Below are 16,734 nucleotides of genomic sequence, written 5' to 3' on the forward strand. Positions count from 1 at the left end.
AAACCACCTTTCTATCTCAGTTAACTAAATCCTGAATATGTTTCACTGATTCTTCAGTCATAAACCTGGAAAAAGCCCGCTTCTCATCCAATAAATCCATCAGATTATCTTTATATTTTTCCTCAGAATTACTATCAGCAGCCTGGCCAGGTCGAATCCAGTAATAACGTCTATCACTGCTAAAGATATCAATATAACCTTTGCTCTCTAAATACCTCAAGCCAAGCTCAACAGTCTCTTCTAGCTGAACAGTCAAAACAGTTAACCTAAATAAATCTATTCTGGCCCGGCCATCCTTATTTAAGCTCCCCTTTAAAATTCCAGCAAGCTGCTGAATAAACTTCTTCTCCCGGCGCTGCTCAGCCCTGGAGTAAGCAAGATATACCTGGGTAGCACCAGTTACCGAGATCATTTCCTTAAATATTTCAAATGATGGCGGCAATGTCAGAATAACAAACTTATCAGCCGCCCTGTGTTGATACCTGTCTATAACAGGTTCTAACTCTATCTGGCCAAATCCTTCTCTATAATAAACTACTTTATCTTCAGAATCAAATTTTAGCTTATTCCGATCCCTGCCCCGCCAGTCAATCAAATCAATTCCCTTGCCGGTGCTTTTAGAAATATCATCACCTTTTGAATCAGACTCAACTTCTCTATACTCCAGCACCTTCAATCTAATATTATTCTGGCCATTATAATCTGCCTGCTCAAGATTATATATAAGATCAAGCTTACTTCCCTCAGGAATCTCAAAGCTGTCCTGATAAATAACTGCCTTTTTCCTGATTCCAGATTTTTCAATCACCAGATAGAAAGATTCTGATTCACTAAGCTTCCGCTTATTAACAAGCAGACAATCCCTGGTCAAAAAAGTAGGTTCAGGATTGCCTCTACCAGTGGGTTCCAGTTGCTTAATACTTTTAAGGCTCTGACTATTAACCCTGGAAAAATCCAGTTCCAGATCAACCTCAATAACCTGCTCATCAGCTACAAGATTTAATTTCTCATTCAAAATAACCTCTATCTTCTTATTAAAAAACTTTAAAAACTTCTCCTTCAGTCTGAAGCCTGCCGCCTCAGAATTACCGCCAAAATCAATCAAGAGATCCTTTGCCTTACTCAGGGCATTATAGATATCAACCCTGGATATAGCCCTGGCCGAGCCAGCAATAACCTCCTGTTCCTGATTGTAGGTCATTACAATTACAGGAAGCTGATAAATCTCAACCAGTCTTTCAGCAAGTTTACCAGAAACCCCCTGATGCCAGTCTTTTTGATAGATAATTATTGGATCATTAACCCTCTTATCTCCAATAATCTCTCTGGCTTCAGTCAGCATCTCCTCTTCCAGTTCAGCTAATTCCTCTTTATAAGTAATAAGTTTTTCAGCCAGTTCCTTTAAATTTCCAGAAACTTCAAATTTAAAAAGCTCAACAACCTTCATGGCCCGGGCAACTCTCCCGGCACTATCAATCAGAGGAATTAACTCACCGGCTAGCTCATTAAAATTATTCCTATCAAATCCAGCTCCTGTCTCAGCCGTCCCAGGCTCTATCTCAGCCATCAGAGCTTTAAGCCCTTTCCGCCTGGACTCAATCAATTTCCTCTGTGCCTGCTTTAAAAGATAGCGATTCTCGCCAGTTAGAGGCACTGGATCAGCCACAGTTGCTAAAGCTACTAAATCCAGATAATCTTCCAGTTCCTCCAGTCTATTTAAACTCCTTAAAGTCTCTCTAACAAAATAATAAACCAGGCCAGCTCCAGTTAAATTATAGGCCTGATGATTCTCTGGCAACCTCCTGGTCGTAACAATAAAATTAGCAGCCGGTTCCTCTTCAGGCAGGGCATGATGATCAATCACAATCACATCAAGGCCATAACTCCTGGCCAGCTCAATCTCTTCAGCATCAGAGATGCCCAGATCACAGGTAATAATCAGATCAACCTTATTCCTGACCCTTTCAATTATCTCCTTATTTAAACCATAGCCCTCGGAAATCCTGTCAGGAATATAAAAATCCAGATCAGCCCCTAAACTATTGCAGAGATCAACCAGCATAGTCGTTGCTGCAATCCCATCAACATCATAATCACCATAAATCAGGATTGACTTCCTCTCCCGAACAGTCTTTAAAAATAGCCTGACAGCCTCCTTTAAAGCAGGCATCTCCCTGGGATCAGTCAGCTCAAACTCCTTATTTCCTAAAAAAGCCCTGACATCCCCCTGAGTATCAATATTCCTGGCCAGAAGAAGTTTAGCCAGCAGCCTATCGCCACCGGTCTCCTCTAGGAGCCAGTCCGGTATTTTTCTGTCAGACTGATACCTGTATTTTATCTCCATAAAGCCTGCCTCCAGCTAACTTAATTATAAAACTTGATCTCCTCCAGCATCTCCCAGTCAAGATCTAAATCCAGGTCATCTTCAACAACCGGGCTCTCCTCAGGCTGCTCACCTTCACAGATAGGCCTGTAATTACAGCGATAACATTTGTCCCCAGGAGTTAACTCAGCATATTCAGCGTATTCCAGCTCTAAAATCTCCTCAATAATATTATAAAGATAATTCTTATTTTCCTGATGTTGCTTCTTTGAATACTCAATTTCCACTTCAATCTCAGGATAATTAGGATTCCAGTAAATCATCTTTAAATCTCCAGGCTTAAAATCAGCTGGTAAATACCTTTCACCGACCTCAACCAGGATAAACTGATAGAGAATAGTCTGGATATCCTTTTGATAATAACTGGTCTCTGGCTGATTATCTCCAGTCTTCCAGTCATAGATAATAACCTCGCCATTCTCACTATCTATATATAATAAATCAAACTTGGCCATTAAGCGAACTCCGTCCTGATTGTAACGGAGCTCATATTCAGGGAGATATCTAATCCCAGCCTCCACTGGCAGATAATCCTTAAGCCTCTCCAGATAGTCTCTGGCTTCAGAACCAGCTTCAACCTTCTCCTGGGAGCCGATTCCAAGAAAATACCTGTTGGCCAGAGTATGAAATACCTGCCCCCGCTCAATCTGTGCCTGCTGCTTTTCAGTCTTATTATAACCTGATGGCCAGATTAATTTATCGATATACCGACTTCTAAAATCCAAAGGACAGGTCAGATAGGTCTTAATCGCTGTCTGACTGAAATAAAACTTTTCAAGTTCCTTAACTGCCATCTGTCTCACCTGCCTCCCTGATAAATTCACTCAAAACCTCAAAGGCCAGTGCCGGCCTGACATTTCTGGAATAACCACTATCATAGATGATCTTCTTATGGGATGTCAAAAGTAGATTCGATTTAGCTCTAGTTATTCCGACATATAATAGCCTCAATTTTTCCGAGATAATATCTATCTTCGCCTCTTTTAAAGGATCTCCTTTTTCCTTTTTATTTAAATATTCCTCCAGGCTTGCCCTGGCTAAAGCCACTGGATTACTGGCCTTATCCTTTAAATAATAATATTCAGATCGGAAACTATCAGTAAAACTTGCAGGAAAATTCTCAGCAGTCAGTCCAGTAATAAAGACTGTATACCATTCCAGCCCTTTGGCCTGATGCAGGGTACTGATTGTTATCATTCCTGCCTCAGGGTTAAAGCCTTTCCGGTCGGCAATCTTTTTAGCAAACTGCTGATATTGATCAGTAAACTGATTAAAATCCTCTAAAAGTTCAGCCAGCTTAATTCCTGGCCGCTTATTCAACTCAGATTTAAAGTGAAGGGCAATATTCTGGGCTAAGGCCAGCTCTTCACCGGCAAGTTCTACATCCTCAGCCAGCATCAAAACCAGTTCATCTGGAGGCAGAGCCTGACTGGCCTTAAGCCAGTTCTTTAAAAGCCTGATCGTCTCCTTTAAAAACTCCCTGGACCGGCTATTTAAACCCTTTAACTCCCGGTCTAAAACCCCGTCACCACCAAGAGGATACAACACCTCTTCTGGCTTATTGGCCTTAAAAAACTCCCTGATCTTATCTTCCTGTAACTTAACGTCCTGCTCACCATTCTCATTAATACTATCAGTCTGGCCCTGGTTTTTATAGCCATCAGCCCGGTCAGACTCACCATTGCCAGATTTATTTTCCCTATCAATAAACTCAGGCAAAAATAAATTATAAACAAGTTCAGTAAAATACTCCTCAGACTGGGGACTGGCAATAAAATTCAACAGACGATGAAACTTCTCAATAATTAAAATCTCTTCACCAATAAAGCTGCCAGTATTCTGATAATCTACACCCTTACTCTTTAACTTATCAGCAATCTTTAAAAGCATATAATTGTAAGGAACTAAAATAGCCAGAGTCTTTTCAGGATTATTCTCAGTCTGACGGATAGCCTGGGCAACAATCTTATCCAGCTCCTCTTCAGAATCTTTAAAGGTATAAGAACCAATCGTATACCCGTCAGTCTCAGGATTAACCAGCACGCCATCCTCATAGACTGGCTTAATATATTTCTCTTCAACAGCCTGCCGGCAGCTCTCTGCAGGAAACTCATTAACAATCCATTTAACAAAATAATTGGCCAGCTCAATAATCTCCTCGGTACTTCTGCTGGATTCCAGCATATAATTAACCTTAACCTGGTCCTTATTATTATATTTTCTGAAAACTTCAGGGTCAGCCAGAGTAAAGGTTGACATAATCGACTGATTAGGGTCCCCAACTTTAATTAAATTCCTGCTATCAGCAGCCAGCTTTAAAAGTATCCTGTTCTGAACCAGATTAGAATCCTGGGCCTCATCTTCAAAGATATATCTATATTTAGACTGAAGCCTTGCTAATAACTCCTGATCTTTATCCAGCAATTTACTGGCCTTAACGATCAGGTCAGTATAATCAAGCATTCCGGCCCGGTTTAAATATTTCTGGTATTCAATATATGTAAGAAGTGACCAGTTAAGATACTGATCCTTATTACTGCAGGCTTCCAGGAGCTTACTGGCCTGGTCTATACTTATATCCTTATATTTAAAATCAGAGATCATCGATTTAATAAATCCAGGCAGGTCCTTGCCCAGCCATTTCTTAACAGCTTTATCATATCCGTAATCTCCATCTTCATAATCAAGAAACTGGAGAAGCTCATTCCTGCCAAAATCCAGCCTCTTTAAAATCTGATTCAAAATCCGATGCTGCTCGCCATCATCAATAACCTCAAAATCATCAGTTACTAAAATCTCATCTGGCCGCTCATTAATAATCCCATGGGCCAGAGAATGAATCGTCTTAACCTCAAAGTTAGCATTAAGATAACCAGATCTATCTAAAAAATCATTGATCTTCTTCCTGAAATTATAGACAGCTGAATTCATATAGGTAACGATCAGAATTTTGCTATCATCAACAAACCCCTCTGAAATCAACTCAGCTGCCAGATAGGCCAGAATAGTAGTCTTGCCGGCACCAGGCACAGCAGAAACTGAGAGATATCCTCCCTGATATTCAGCAACCTCCTCCTGACCTGGCCTCAATTTAATCATAAAATTCCATCCTTTCTAAATAAACCAATCTACCAGCTCCCCTTCCTGCTCAATCCCCCGGCTGTCAAAAAGACTGGTGGCCAGATAGATCCCCTTGCTACTCTTTCTAATCAGCGAGAGGATATTATCTAAAAGCTGGTCCTGCTTTAAACTTCTATCGATCCGATCATCCCAGTTAGCCTGCTGATTCCACTGTGGCGAAAGCACATAGGGATTAAGCAACTCCTTGGTAATCCCGGAAAACCAGAACTGGCTGCCAGTATCAAGTAAAAATAGATACTCGACTGAATCAACCAGAGTCGATGTAATAAATTTATAAGGAGTCGAAACAATCACCTTATCTCTAATCTTTTGCCCTGGCTCATTTAAAATTTCAGCAGCCAGAGTCCCCTTATTAATCATACTGATAAAATATTTGCCAATCCGATTACCATCAGTAATATTATAAGCCTCAATAATCTCAGCAAATTTATGAAATGACTTAATTATCTGCCTGCAGGCAATAATCTCCTCCTCATCAGGAGATAGTGGCGCCAAAAACTCAACGAAAACCTGCTGGAAAAAATCTCTAACCTCAATCTCAGCTTCAATCTTTTCTGCTATCCAGGCCTGAAGCTTATTATATTCCTCAAACCGCTTAAAACCAAGTCTCTCCCTTAATTCCTGCTGATCAATCTCAGGCAATCTATATTCATTAGCAATAACCCTCTCCGCCAGGATCGCTCCTCTGACCGGGTCTAAATCCAGCAACAAGACAAAGGTCTGCTGCAGTGATGTAAAATCAGGCCTGAGCTTCCAAGCAGGATAAACCAGCTGGGCCAGGGTCAAAAGGGCCTGAGAATATGGAATATCTATCAACCTTTTTGACCTGAGCAGATTAAAAATATCCAGTCCTTCCCTGGCCAGCTTCTCAGTAAAAGTAAATTCCAGCACCTTATCTAAATGGGGAGCAATCACCCCAATATCTCCAGGCTCAACCCCGGTCTCAACCAGTCGGATAACCTCATCAGCTACCTTGCCTAGCATATCACCTCTAAATTCAGAACTTATCCGCCCCTCAATATACTCACTGCTGTCAGCTAACTTCTGAGATCCTTCCAGATTCCTGGCCCCTGACCTATGAATACCGGAACTGGCCTTGACCCTGCCTTTAATTCTCTCAGCAAAATCAACAGCCTCCTGGGAGGCACCATAAAACTCTGTCAACTCTTCAATCTCAGCCTGATGGAAGAACTTCTTTTCAGCCAGTTTTGGGTTTCCACCAAAAAACCTGTTGATTTTTCCTTCTGGATTATAGGCCATAAAAGAATCCTGAGTTACCGAAAGCATATACTCTATCAATTTCTGAGCCGCCGGTGGAGTCAATTCAAGTTCATCAACAATTAAGTAATCATAGCTCTCTTCAAGCCTCTTTAAATATCTATCAGTCTTTAATAACCTAAAAAACAACTTAATCAATAACGAATAATCTATAACAAAATGATCATGACAGCTCTCCCGATACTGATTCATCAATAAAATAGCCTCTTTAAAAATTTTCCCCTTGTCAGTATCATCTGCCGCCCAGTCCAGCAGCCTTGCTTCCAGCTCGGCCATATTCAGCAGATTTAAAGCAGCCTGATTCAAATTATCAATCAACTGAACCGCAATACTATTTGAAGTCGAATTAAGATTAACAAAGTAATCCTTCTTATCCCTCCGCTGCTCAACGATCCTGGTCATTATGTAATGAGCCGTCTCGACATTCATAAAATATGGATCAACAGGCAGCCCCTCAATATCATAAACCTCAGGCCAGTAGGTCCTGACCTGATCCTGGGCCAGCCCAAAAAAAGTAAAAATATTTAACGGCCCGGACTTTTTAAGCTGAAGGTTATTCTTCCAATCCCGGACACTGGGGGCATTCTGGAGCAGCACCATAATTCTATCAGTCCCGACCTCTCTGGCCAGCTCCTGATATTTATCTTTTAAAATCGTAGTCTTCCCGGAACCAGCTGGACCTTTATAAATTTTTAAAATCTGCCCCACCTCCTGCCTCTTTTACCTGCATATTTTATATTCTAACATATTTAGTATATCAAATATTTCCTTATATATAAACAAGAAAAAACCTGACCGGCATCAGACCGATCAGGCCTATAATATCACCCTATCCAATATAATTATTCATCAATTTAAATCCAGATATGATTAATACCTGCTCCAGGATTGCTCCGGCTTTCCTCCAGGATTGCTCCGGGACAGGTCCTATCACTACAATAGACTGCGCCAGTATAACAGGATATTAAAACCAACCATATCCTGACTAAATCATACCAGAAAAATTTTTCAGTCTATAATAAAATGATAATAGAATGATGCAAAGCAGAAATTATTTTAGCCATTTTTTAATTTCATCTCTGGTGGGAACACTGCCTTCACTTACAATTTCGCCATCAATAGTCACTCCAGGTGTTAGCATAATCCCTTTTTCAGCAGCAGAATTAATATCATGATCATGGGTTACACTGGCATCAACACCTAATTCCTCAACAACCTCTCTAATCCTCTGTTCTGTAGTGTCACAATTCTTGCAGCCTGAACCATAAACAACTATCTCCATATTAATCATCCTCCCTGTAAATTATTATATAATAATATTGCCATAGACCATACCGGCAATCGTCGACATAATTACAACTAAAAGAATAAATACCGATGTCTTCTTTAAACCAAGCACGCTGTGAATAACCAGCATATTCGGCAAACTCAGAGCAGGACCGGCCAACAGTAACGATAAAGCCGGGCCTTCAGCCATCCCTAATCCCATCAAGCCCTGAAGAATTGGAATCTCTGTCAGGGTTGCAAAATACATAAAGGCAGCAATTATCGAGGCAAATAGGTTAGAACTTAAATCATTGGCCCCGACAAACCTGGTAATCCACTCCTGGGGAATCAACCCGGCCTCAGTCCCTGGCCGCCCCATCAATATTCCAGCAACTAAAACACCGGCAAAGAGTAACGGCAGAATCTGTTCAGTAAAGCTCCAGGATTCATCGACCCAGCTCTTTAACTCATCTTTTTTAAACCATTTAACTAAGATAATAGCCAGCACCGCCAGCAATCCAAAGGTTACCGGCCATTTAATTTCATAGATAAACTGGCCAAATCCAACTGTCTCTGACGGTTCTGCCCAGGCAGCAAAAATCAAAATCAAAATCATCACCAGAAAATATATCAGGTTCTGAACAGTAGTCCTATCTTCATCATCGCCATTAGCAGCAGCTCTCCTGGCAGCTGCAGCAGCCTCAGATTCCTCGTCACCACCTCTATCAAAAATCAAGCCCATCATTACACCAACAATCAGGGCAAAAATAACAGCAAAGACAATCCTGGCCAGTCCTAACTGCCAGCCTAAAACCCTGGCAGTAAGAATAATTGCCAGCACATTAATCGCCGGCCCTGAATACAAAAAGGCAGTCGCCGGTCCAATCCCGGCACCTCGTTTGTAAATCCCGGCAAAAAGGGGCAGAACAGTACAGGAACAGACCGATAAAATTGCCCCGGAAACAGAGGCCACTGAATAAGATACCCATTTTTTGGCCCCGGCCCCAAAATACTTAATTACAGCCTGTTTAGACATAAAGTTGGCTATTGCCCCGGCAACAAAAAAGGCCGGTACCAGGCTATATAATACATGATTCCTGGCATAATACTGAAGCATATGAAATCCTTCAATAATTGCCTCCTGCAAATCAGCACTCTCTAAAGGCAGAAAATATATAAAAGCAAATCCAATTATAAATATTCCAAGCTTCTTTTTCTTAGTCAAACTAGCACCTCCACTTAAATAAGACCTTTCTGTTTTTCCTCTAAATCCTTCTCCAATACCTGATCAAGACAGCTAAAGAATCCTGTCACACAGGGAACCCTCAGTGAATAATAATTATTTAAGCCATCCTTTCTAGCTTTGATCAATCCAGCCTGTTTTAAAATGCTTAAATGTCTGGAAATAACAGATTGGCTGGCATCAGCAAGCATCTCCTCAAGTTCACTAACACAATGCTCTTTATTCTGTAAAATATCAACAATCTCAAGCCTTAATGGATGAGATAATGCTTTAGCAACCTCAGCCCTTGCCTGAAATAATTTTTTAGTGGTCATCAAGTTCACCTCTTTCCATAACTATATTACAATATTGAGATATAGTTGTCAAGTCCAATTTTTTTATGTATAATTACCTATATAAAGCAGGAGTTAGCCGATATGCCAAGAATTAATAAATAGAGAAACTATTTTGCTGGATTATTTTGCTGGCTGGAGGAGATATTATGAGTGATAATAAAAATTCAAACCGTAAAATTTTAACTGTATTACTTCTATTAATCTTTGTTGGGGCAGGCATTTTTTATTTTACAATGAACTTAGATGAAAGCGAATTTGCCGAGCCAATGAATGAAGAAGAACTAGAATTACTTGAAGACGAATCTGAAGATGAACCTAACGACGAACCTGAAGGCGAACTTGATGAAGAACCTGAAGATACGACCAGTGTAGATGTTGATGATTTAGATACCGAAACAACTCGAACAGATGATGAAACAGACGATCAAACTGATGATCCAGATGATTCTACATCCCATATAGATGATCAGGACATCCAGGACAGCCCTGCTGATTCCCCTGATTTAGATGATGACCGGACAGCTGTCGATGATGGCGAAGATCCAGAGCATGATCCTGAAATTGCAGAAGAGCCTGCAGTAACTGAAGATGAAAACGATGGAATTATTGATCGGATCATATCCTTTCTCTCCGAGCCATTTAGAGAGGAAGACCCTGAAGATATCGCAATTGATGACATAGATGATATTGAAGAAATTGAAGATATCAATGATATAGACGACCTCGAGGAAATAACTGAAGAAGAACTTGAGCAGGCAGATTCACCTATTCAACTTGCAAGTAAAAACCTTGTCGTTCTAGGAATTGATGATTTATCAGATCAACAGGAACTAAGCTTCGACTTTATCGGACTAATCTCATTTAATGCTGAAGATTTAGAGATAGAGTTTAAAATCATCCCATCCCGTTATACATATGAAGATCAAGAAATTAGAACCCTTTCCCGTCAGGAACTTACTGCAATTATCTCTGAAATTACTGGTTTAGAGATTGATTATGAGCTAGTTCTTGATTACAGCGGGTTCCAGTATTATGTAGATGAGATCGGTGGGATTGAACTAGAACTTGCCGATGATTTTATAATCCCTGACTTAGAACTTGAATTAACTCAAGGCAATAACTATCTCGATGGCGCTGAAGCTTTAAATTACGCAAGATTTTATAACCCTGACAATGGCGAAAGGAGCAGAATTAATCGCCAGCAGGAAGTTATCGATAAAATCTATCATAAAAGCCTGAGACTTGAAAATATTTTGAGACTACCTGGCCATTATAATCACCTAATAAATGAAAAAGAAGCAGTCGATACTGATATCGATCAGGAGCTTATAAGGAATACAATTAGATATATAAGGCAACTTGATCAGCTATCAATAAAATATAGTATTTTTAACGATTAATGGCGCATAAAGGAGAAATTAGCTGTATAATGGAGTATAAAAGTCCTTATCAGCCCTCATAAGCCTTATAACTGTTGACTTAAAACCGACTTTTATGTATACTATTTATTGCTGGCGGCGAAAATGTTGTCGCTTTTACAAAACTGGGGACGTAGCGAAGTGGTTTAACGCGTCGGCCTGTCACGCCGAAGATCGCGGGTTCAAATCCCGTCGTCCTCGCCACTTTTGGTGAGATAGCTCAGTCGGTAGAGCAGTGGATTGAAAATCCACGTGTCGGCAGTTCGATTCTGCCTCTCACCACCATTTTTCTTGCGGGAATAGCTCAGCGGTAGAGCGTCACGTTGCCAACGTGAATGTCGCGGGTTCAAATCCCGTTTCCCGCTCCATTAGAATTTTAAACCAATCCATTTGGTATCTGGCGGCGTCGCCAAGTGGTAAGGCAGAGGACTGCAAATCCTTTATCGGCGGTTCAAATCCGCCCGCCGCCTCCAAAAAAGATGAAGTAAAAACATATATGCCGGGGTGGCGGAATTGGCAGACGCATCGGACTTAAAATCCGGTGGGAATTTTTTCCCGTATCGGTTCGAGCCCGATCCCCGGCACCATTTTTTTTAAAGCAGTTTTCTGCACTGTGAGGGTATAGCTCAGTTGGTCAGAGCGCCACGTTGACATCGTGGAGGCCAGTGGTTCGAATCCACTTATCCTCACCATTTTTTTATTTTGAGACCATTTTTGATGGTCTTTTTTTAATTTCTAGATATACAATTTATCCCAAAACAGAGCCATAGCGGAGCCAAAAAGTTTTAAGCCAGATATTATAATAAATGTTTAAATACCAGTCTAAATATGTAAATAATCTACTCAATATTAAACTAAACCTGCAAGTCTATTGATTAATCCTTTAATTCTTCAATGCATGACTCACAGACAAATTTGCCCTTAAAAAAAGTTCTATTCTCCATACTGCCACAAAAATGACAGCCTGAACAGCCTGAATTAAATTTTCTTAAAATTATATTATCGCCATCTTTATAAAACTCCATTGGATCATTAAAATCTAATTTCATTGTAGTTCTTAACTCTTTTGGAAGAACAAGTCTACCAAGATTATCAACTTCTCTCACAATTCCTGTAGATTTCATTTTATTCCCTCCATTTTATATTTATTTCCATCAATTGTAATTTAATCATAAAATCACATCAAATACAAGGGTATTTTAAAATTTTGTGAAATAAATTATAAAGCAAAACCTAACTTATATCAGCCATTTTTTACCCAATCTACAAAAAATTGAGACAATATAATAATAAAAATCCAGAGTCCTCTTAAACCTCAGCTCTCACCTTAAACCTCAAAGCAATACCAGAAGGATCTCTCACAATAAAATCTCCCTCTTCTGACTTTTCAACTCTGGTAACTTCCCTGGCAGCATTAATAATCAACTCCAGGATGTCTTGATCCGGTACCGAGATCAGAACATATTCAATACCTGTAGCTTCTTCCGGTGGTGCCGAGCCTCCCTGGCTTTCCCAGGTATTAAGCCCCATATGGTGATGATAACCTCCAGTAGCCATAAAAGCGGCACTCTCGCCCTGCTGCATCATCAATTGAAGCCCAATAACATCACGATAAAATTCAATAGATTCCTCTAAATCACTTACTTTCAGGTGAACATGGCCCATAACTGTTCTTTCCGGTACACCTTCCCAGGATACATTGGTGGCATGCTGTAATAGATCTTCCACATCCAACCCTTCTGTTCCCATGGCTTCAACCTGGACAGCTTCTCGATCAGAATATATTTCAATACCAATACCATCTGGATCTTCCAGATAAATAGCCTCACTGACAGAATGATCCGATGCCCCTTTCAGCCACTGGCGATGATTTTGCAGATGCATCCAAAAATCGGCTAAGTCCGCCCGGTCTGGCAACAACAAAGCGCTATGGAATAACCCGGTAGCCCCAGGAGGCGGGTCAACAGAATTTTCTAACTGGCGAAGCACTAAAAGATCATTCACACCATCTGCTGATAAATAAACACTCCTGTTATCCCTTTTTCTCACTCTCAGACCAATCACCTCTTCATAAAAAGCAGTAGATCTACTCAAATCACTGACCTTCAATGCCACCTGATCAACTTTAATAATCTTTTGACCACTACCAGCCATAACGTATCACCACTTTCATTTTATTTTTTCCAATCAGATCTGACTTTATAAACCCTTTGCTATTTATAGACATTATATCATAATTTAATTTTTTTATATGTAATCAATTATTTGCAAACCTAATCAAATGAATTCAAATTAACTGCTCCAGCAAACACCACCAACTTTAAACCCACAAATAAATAATATATAATTATCAGAGGAGGTAGCCCAATGAACCCAAAAATAGAAAAGAAAAAATCTACAGTTAGCTTTATGATAAATCTCTACTGCAAAAACCACCATAGCAGCCCGAATACCCCCTGCAAATCCTGTAGAGAACTAATAGCATACGGCCACAACAAAATCGAAAAATGCCCTAATTTAGACAGTAATACAACCTGTGGAAATTGCGAGATCCACTGTTATAATCAAGAAATGCAAAATCAAATTAAAAAAGTAATGAAATATTCAGGCCCAAGAATGATCTTTCATCGCCCACTGACTGCCATCAAACATATTATCAGATCAAAGCTCCTAAATTAAAAAGATCCTGCAGAAAAACCACCTGCAGGATCGAATAATTTACTAATTTAACTTTGATAGCTTATTGCATCTGCTGGACATGCCTTCTGACATTCAAAACAGACCAGGCATTCCTTGCTATCTATTTCTCTAACCTTACTATCTCCAACCTGATAAATTGTATTATTAGGACAGGCCTGCTCGCAGAGGCCACAGTCTGTACAGTCATCTTCTGAGATCTCCATTCTGTATTTGGAAAATTTATTACTAATACTCAAAACCGTTCCATGGGGACAGATCCTGTGCCAGAAGCTCTCTTCAAAGAAGAGTGATATCACCAGGGCACCGACAACCAGAATCAGTATAATATTTAACCTATAGCCAAATCTTCTAACTGCTATCATTCCAGCTAGAAATCCCAGGATCAATATAACCCTAAAACTATTTAAAATAAGCCTGGAGCTAACTTTCTCTCTTGTAAGATTAAACTTATCATAAATCCAGCTCTGGAACCTAAGTAGTGTCCCCATGGGACAGGCCCAGCCACAATAAACTCTATCAAAAATCAAAGAAACCACTATCCCCAGCGCCCAGAAAGCAACCCATATCTGCAGATTACCCCTGAACAACAGGAAGAAAAACAGGCCAATAAATAAAATCTGGCTTATAGTTCTTTTCTTACTATTACTCAAATTAATCCCCCCAAAAGCCAATGAATGAATTGTCATTCACCAATGCCAAAAATTTTTGCCTTTCTATTTATACTCGATATTATACTTTATCGGTATCTCAGGGTCTAAAGAATTGCTAACCAGACAATTATCATGGGACTTTAATATAGCCTGTTCCAATTCTTTAACATCAAGCTCAGTCTTAATCTCATAATTTAACGTTATCTCAGCAAATAAATCAGGGGCTTCTGCCTTTACCGCTTCAGCAGTTATATCCAGTTCCTCCCAGTCAGTCTTAAGCTTTTTAAGTTCAGGCTTTAAAAAGAGCCCTGCACAGACAGCCAGACTGGCCAGAATCATTTCAGGTGGATTCATAGCTCCATCCCGATCTTTATCACCACTGATAAAATGTTCTCCATTTGAAAGGCTGGCCTTATAGGTAGGTCCCTCCTGCCAGCTAATTTTAGTCTTCAAATCAATCCCTCCTTTCTCAATTACAACAATTCTAATAATACAACTAAATTTCATAAATTACAGTGATATATCTCACAGAATCTCACAATTATTTAACTGCCTTCATCTCGACAAACCTTATAATTTCATCGCTAGCATCGTCTAGCATTTCATAATTTTCAAGCTTGATTGCCTGCTCAACTACCCCCTGAATACTGCCAAAAATAATAGCAGCCATTAGCTCAGGCTTATTAATTTCAAGTTCGCCTTTCTCATCACCTTTTTCCAGTAGTTTTTTAATAGACTGAGGAATCTGATTTAAGTATTGATTTATTGAGCCTTCTTTTTTAGGAAATTCCTTCTCTCTAACCAGTATATTACCTAGATCAGGGTTTTTCTTAATCTCCTCAAAATGTCTCACCAGAAAGAGTTCAAGTTTACTGACCACCGAGAGTTCCGGGCTTTCTTCCAATTCTGCCAGCAGATCAAGCCGTTTCTTAAATTCCCTGGCAAAAATTTCTTCTAACACCTCTTCTTTGCTGCTAAAATAATTGTAAATAGTCCCAACAGCAATTCCTGCCCGGTCCGCAATCCAGCTCATCTTAGTAAAATAATAACCTTCTTCCGCCATCACCTTAATAGCAGAATCAAGAATTAATTCTTTTTTATTACCGGCCATCTTCTTCCACCTACCAATTTATATATTTGATAATTATTATATCATAAATCCAACTCAATTAAAGCAATTCTATCCTAGAACGAGTATGAGATCGAGGCAGATAGCTGATTTCTGTCCTGGCTGCCTAAATCAAGCCCCTGGCTCATAACCTCCCCTTTCTGATAGATATACTCAAACTCCAGGCTAATAGCATCAGACAGAGAAAATTCAAGTCCAGGCCTTACTAAATAGCCATCAGTTGATAGATTATAGAAACTGGCCAGCCTATAGCTATGATAATCAGCAAAGGAGCCCTCTACTGCCTGCTGAAGAATATAATTGTCATCCTGGCTCAACCTGCCCCGATTATAAATTAACTGACCTAAAATCAGCTGACCGGACTCAAGATTGTAGTCAGCACCTAAAACCAGGCTGCCATAATTATCGCCAGCATCTGGCATCATCAAAGCCCCTTCTGCCCAGATCCCAAAACCCTGATAAGAGGTAGCCATATCTGCACCTAAAACCAGATATTCCCTAAAATAAGCCGATTCAGGCACAGGCCCCATCGGTGTCTCCTGATAGGAAATAGTCGGAACCTGCTCGTGGCCAGAGGTTAAACTAAGAGAGAAATCAAAGCCCTCCACTCCTCGACCTGAAAACTTCAGACCATACTCAACATTTCCTAATTCATTATCAACCTCTTCTACTGGCAGAACAATACCAGTTTCCGGCACAGTTAGCTCATCAGCAAAGGGACTATCATGGAATGGTGCAATAACACCGGTCAGACGATAATTCCGGTCAATAAAATAATCCCCTTTCAAAAGAAGCCTGGAATCCTTATCACCAGCTGGATCATCAAAATTAACTGGATTAATATTATCAGTCGGATTATAACCAGTTGCAGTACCCCAGGCTACCAGCTGTTTACCGGCTCTCAGGTCAAAATCAGCACCATAATAATCAAAGTAGGCATCCCTGATCTCAAAAACAGTCTCACCATCTGGCCATTCAGTCATAAACCCTAAATTAACCTGAAATGCCTCAGAAAAAGTCGACCGACCAATACCTAGTTCCAGATCAGAGACAACTCTGGCTGAGTCATCCCCCTCTATATCATAACTACTGCCTAATTCAAATTCACCGCCAATATCAACAGCTTCAACAGCAGCACCCTGAATTAAGAGTAAACCTAAAACTAAAACTACCACCATGTTCTTAATCATT

Annotated in this window: 15 protein-coding genes and 6 tRNA genes; 8 read left to right on the forward strand and 13 right to left on the reverse strand. The window is 40.1% G+C overall.

What is annotated here, in order from left to right:
* Positions 1-16: 16 nt before the first annotated feature.
* The 7 genes from recJ to I0Q91_RS05065 all read right to left on the reverse strand — a co-directional run bounded on the left by recJ (position 17) and on the right by I0Q91_RS05065 (position 9,625).
* On the reverse strand, positions 17-2,344 hold the full coding sequence (gene recJ, locus I0Q91_RS05035) for a single-stranded-DNA-specific exonuclease RecJ (RefSeq protein ID WP_270453305.1): 2,328 nt from the start codon (positions 2,342-2,344) through the stop codon (positions 17-19).
* A 20-nt stretch (positions 2,345-2,364) separates the two neighbouring features.
* The gene (locus tag I0Q91_RS05040; protein ID WP_270453307.1) at positions 2,365-3,177 is read right to left on the reverse strand and encodes a PD-(D/E)XK nuclease family protein; all 813 of its coding nucleotides are present in this window, start codon (positions 3,175-3,177) and stop codon (positions 2,365-2,367) included.
* Positions 3,167-5,482: an ATP-dependent helicase gene (locus tag I0Q91_RS05045; RefSeq protein WP_270453308.1), complete on the reverse strand. Its 2,316-nt coding sequence runs from the start codon at positions 5,480-5,482 to the stop codon at positions 3,167-3,169. The genes I0Q91_RS05040 and I0Q91_RS05045 overlap by 11 nt, the downstream gene beginning before the upstream one ends.
* Before the next feature lie 15 nt (positions 5,483-5,497).
* Positions 5,498-7,510, reverse strand: a complete 2,013-nt coding sequence (locus I0Q91_RS05050) for a UvrD-helicase domain-containing protein (protein ID WP_270453310.1) — start codon at positions 7,508-7,510, stop codon at positions 5,498-5,500.
* A gap of 343 nt (positions 7,511-7,853) precedes the next feature.
* A complete protein-coding gene (locus tag I0Q91_RS05055; RefSeq protein WP_270453312.1) occupies positions 7,854-8,084 on the reverse strand; it encodes a thioredoxin family protein in 231 nt (76 codons plus the stop codon).
* Between the two features lie 24 nt (positions 8,085-8,108).
* Positions 8,109-9,293, reverse strand: coding sequence for a permease (locus I0Q91_RS05060; protein WP_270453314.1), 1,185 nt, complete (start codon positions 9,291-9,293; stop codon positions 8,109-8,111).
* 14 nt (positions 9,294-9,307) lie between these two features.
* The gene (locus I0Q91_RS05065; protein WP_270453316.1) at positions 9,308-9,625 is read right to left on the reverse strand and encodes an ArsR/SmtB family transcription factor; all 318 of its coding nucleotides are present in this window, start codon (positions 9,623-9,625) and stop codon (positions 9,308-9,310) included.
* A gap of 167 nt (positions 9,626-9,792) precedes the next feature.
* On the opposite strand from I0Q91_RS05065, the gene I0Q91_RS05070 reads away from it, so the two are divergent.
* From I0Q91_RS05070 to I0Q91_RS05100, 7 genes are all read left to right on the forward strand, one after another.
* Complete coding sequence (locus tag I0Q91_RS05070) at positions 9,793-11,046, forward strand: LCP family protein (RefSeq protein WP_270453318.1); 1,254 nt, start codon at positions 9,793-9,795, stop codon at positions 11,044-11,046.
* Between the two features lie 145 nt (positions 11,047-11,191).
* A tRNA-Asp gene (locus I0Q91_RS05075) sits at positions 11,192-11,268 on the forward strand.
* Positions 11,269-11,273: 5 nt separating this feature from the next.
* Positions 11,274-11,349, forward strand: a tRNA-Phe gene (locus I0Q91_RS05080).
* Between the two features lie 8 nt (positions 11,350-11,357).
* Positions 11,358-11,432: transfer RNA gene (locus tag I0Q91_RS05085), tRNA-Gly, on the forward strand.
* 31 nt (positions 11,433-11,463) lie between these two features.
* Positions 11,464-11,537: transfer RNA gene (locus I0Q91_RS05090), tRNA-Cys, on the forward strand.
* Positions 11,538-11,562: 25 nt separating this feature from the next.
* A tRNA-Leu gene (locus tag I0Q91_RS05095) sits at positions 11,563-11,651 on the forward strand.
* A gap of 28 nt (positions 11,652-11,679) precedes the next feature.
* A tRNA-Val gene (locus I0Q91_RS05100) sits at positions 11,680-11,756 on the forward strand.
* Positions 11,757-11,939: 183 nt separating this feature from the next.
* Here I0Q91_RS05100 and I0Q91_RS05105 read toward each other — a convergent pair.
* Both I0Q91_RS05105 and I0Q91_RS05110 read right to left on the reverse strand, forming a co-directional pair.
* On the reverse strand, positions 11,940-12,188 hold the full coding sequence (locus tag I0Q91_RS05105; RefSeq protein ID WP_270453320.1) for an AbrB/MazE/SpoVT family DNA-binding domain-containing protein: 249 nt from the start codon (positions 12,186-12,188) through the stop codon (positions 11,940-11,942).
* Positions 12,189-12,372: 184 nt separating this feature from the next.
* Complete coding sequence (locus I0Q91_RS05110) at positions 12,373-13,218, reverse strand: VOC family protein (RefSeq protein ID WP_270453321.1); 846 nt, start codon at positions 13,216-13,218, stop codon at positions 12,373-12,375.
* Between the two features lie 213 nt (positions 13,219-13,431).
* Here I0Q91_RS05110 and I0Q91_RS05115 point away from each other — a divergent pair, with 213 nt between their 5' ends.
* Positions 13,432-13,743, forward strand: coding sequence for a nitrous oxide-stimulated promoter family protein (locus tag I0Q91_RS05115; protein WP_270453323.1), 312 nt, complete (start codon positions 13,432-13,434; stop codon positions 13,741-13,743).
* A gap of 47 nt (positions 13,744-13,790) precedes the next feature.
* Here the strand turns inward: I0Q91_RS05115 and I0Q91_RS05120 are convergent, their stop codons facing one another.
* The 4 genes from I0Q91_RS05120 to I0Q91_RS05135 form a co-directional block, all read right to left on the reverse strand.
* The gene (locus I0Q91_RS05120; protein WP_270453325.1) at positions 13,791-14,414 is read right to left on the reverse strand and encodes a 4Fe-4S binding protein; all 624 of its coding nucleotides are present in this window, start codon (positions 14,412-14,414) and stop codon (positions 13,791-13,793) included.
* Positions 14,415-14,477: 63 nt separating this feature from the next.
* On the reverse strand, positions 14,478-14,867 hold the full coding sequence (locus I0Q91_RS05125; protein ID WP_270453327.1) for an OsmC family protein: 390 nt from the start codon (positions 14,865-14,867) through the stop codon (positions 14,478-14,480).
* An 88-nt stretch (positions 14,868-14,955) separates the two neighbouring features.
* Complete coding sequence (locus tag I0Q91_RS05130) at positions 14,956-15,525, reverse strand: TetR/AcrR family transcriptional regulator (RefSeq protein ID WP_270453329.1); 570 nt, start codon at positions 15,523-15,525, stop codon at positions 14,956-14,958.
* A 74-nt stretch (positions 15,526-15,599) separates the two neighbouring features.
* Entirely contained in the window at positions 15,600-16,733 is a 1,134-nt protein-coding gene (locus I0Q91_RS05135) for a hypothetical protein (protein ID WP_270453330.1), read from the reverse strand.
* Between the last annotated feature and the right edge of the window lies 1 nt (position 16,734).

Source organism: Halonatronomonas betaini (assembly GCF_015666175.1).
GTDB lineage: Bacteria > Bacillota > Halanaerobiia > Halanaerobiales > Halarsenatibacteraceae > Halonatronomonas > Halonatronomonas betaini.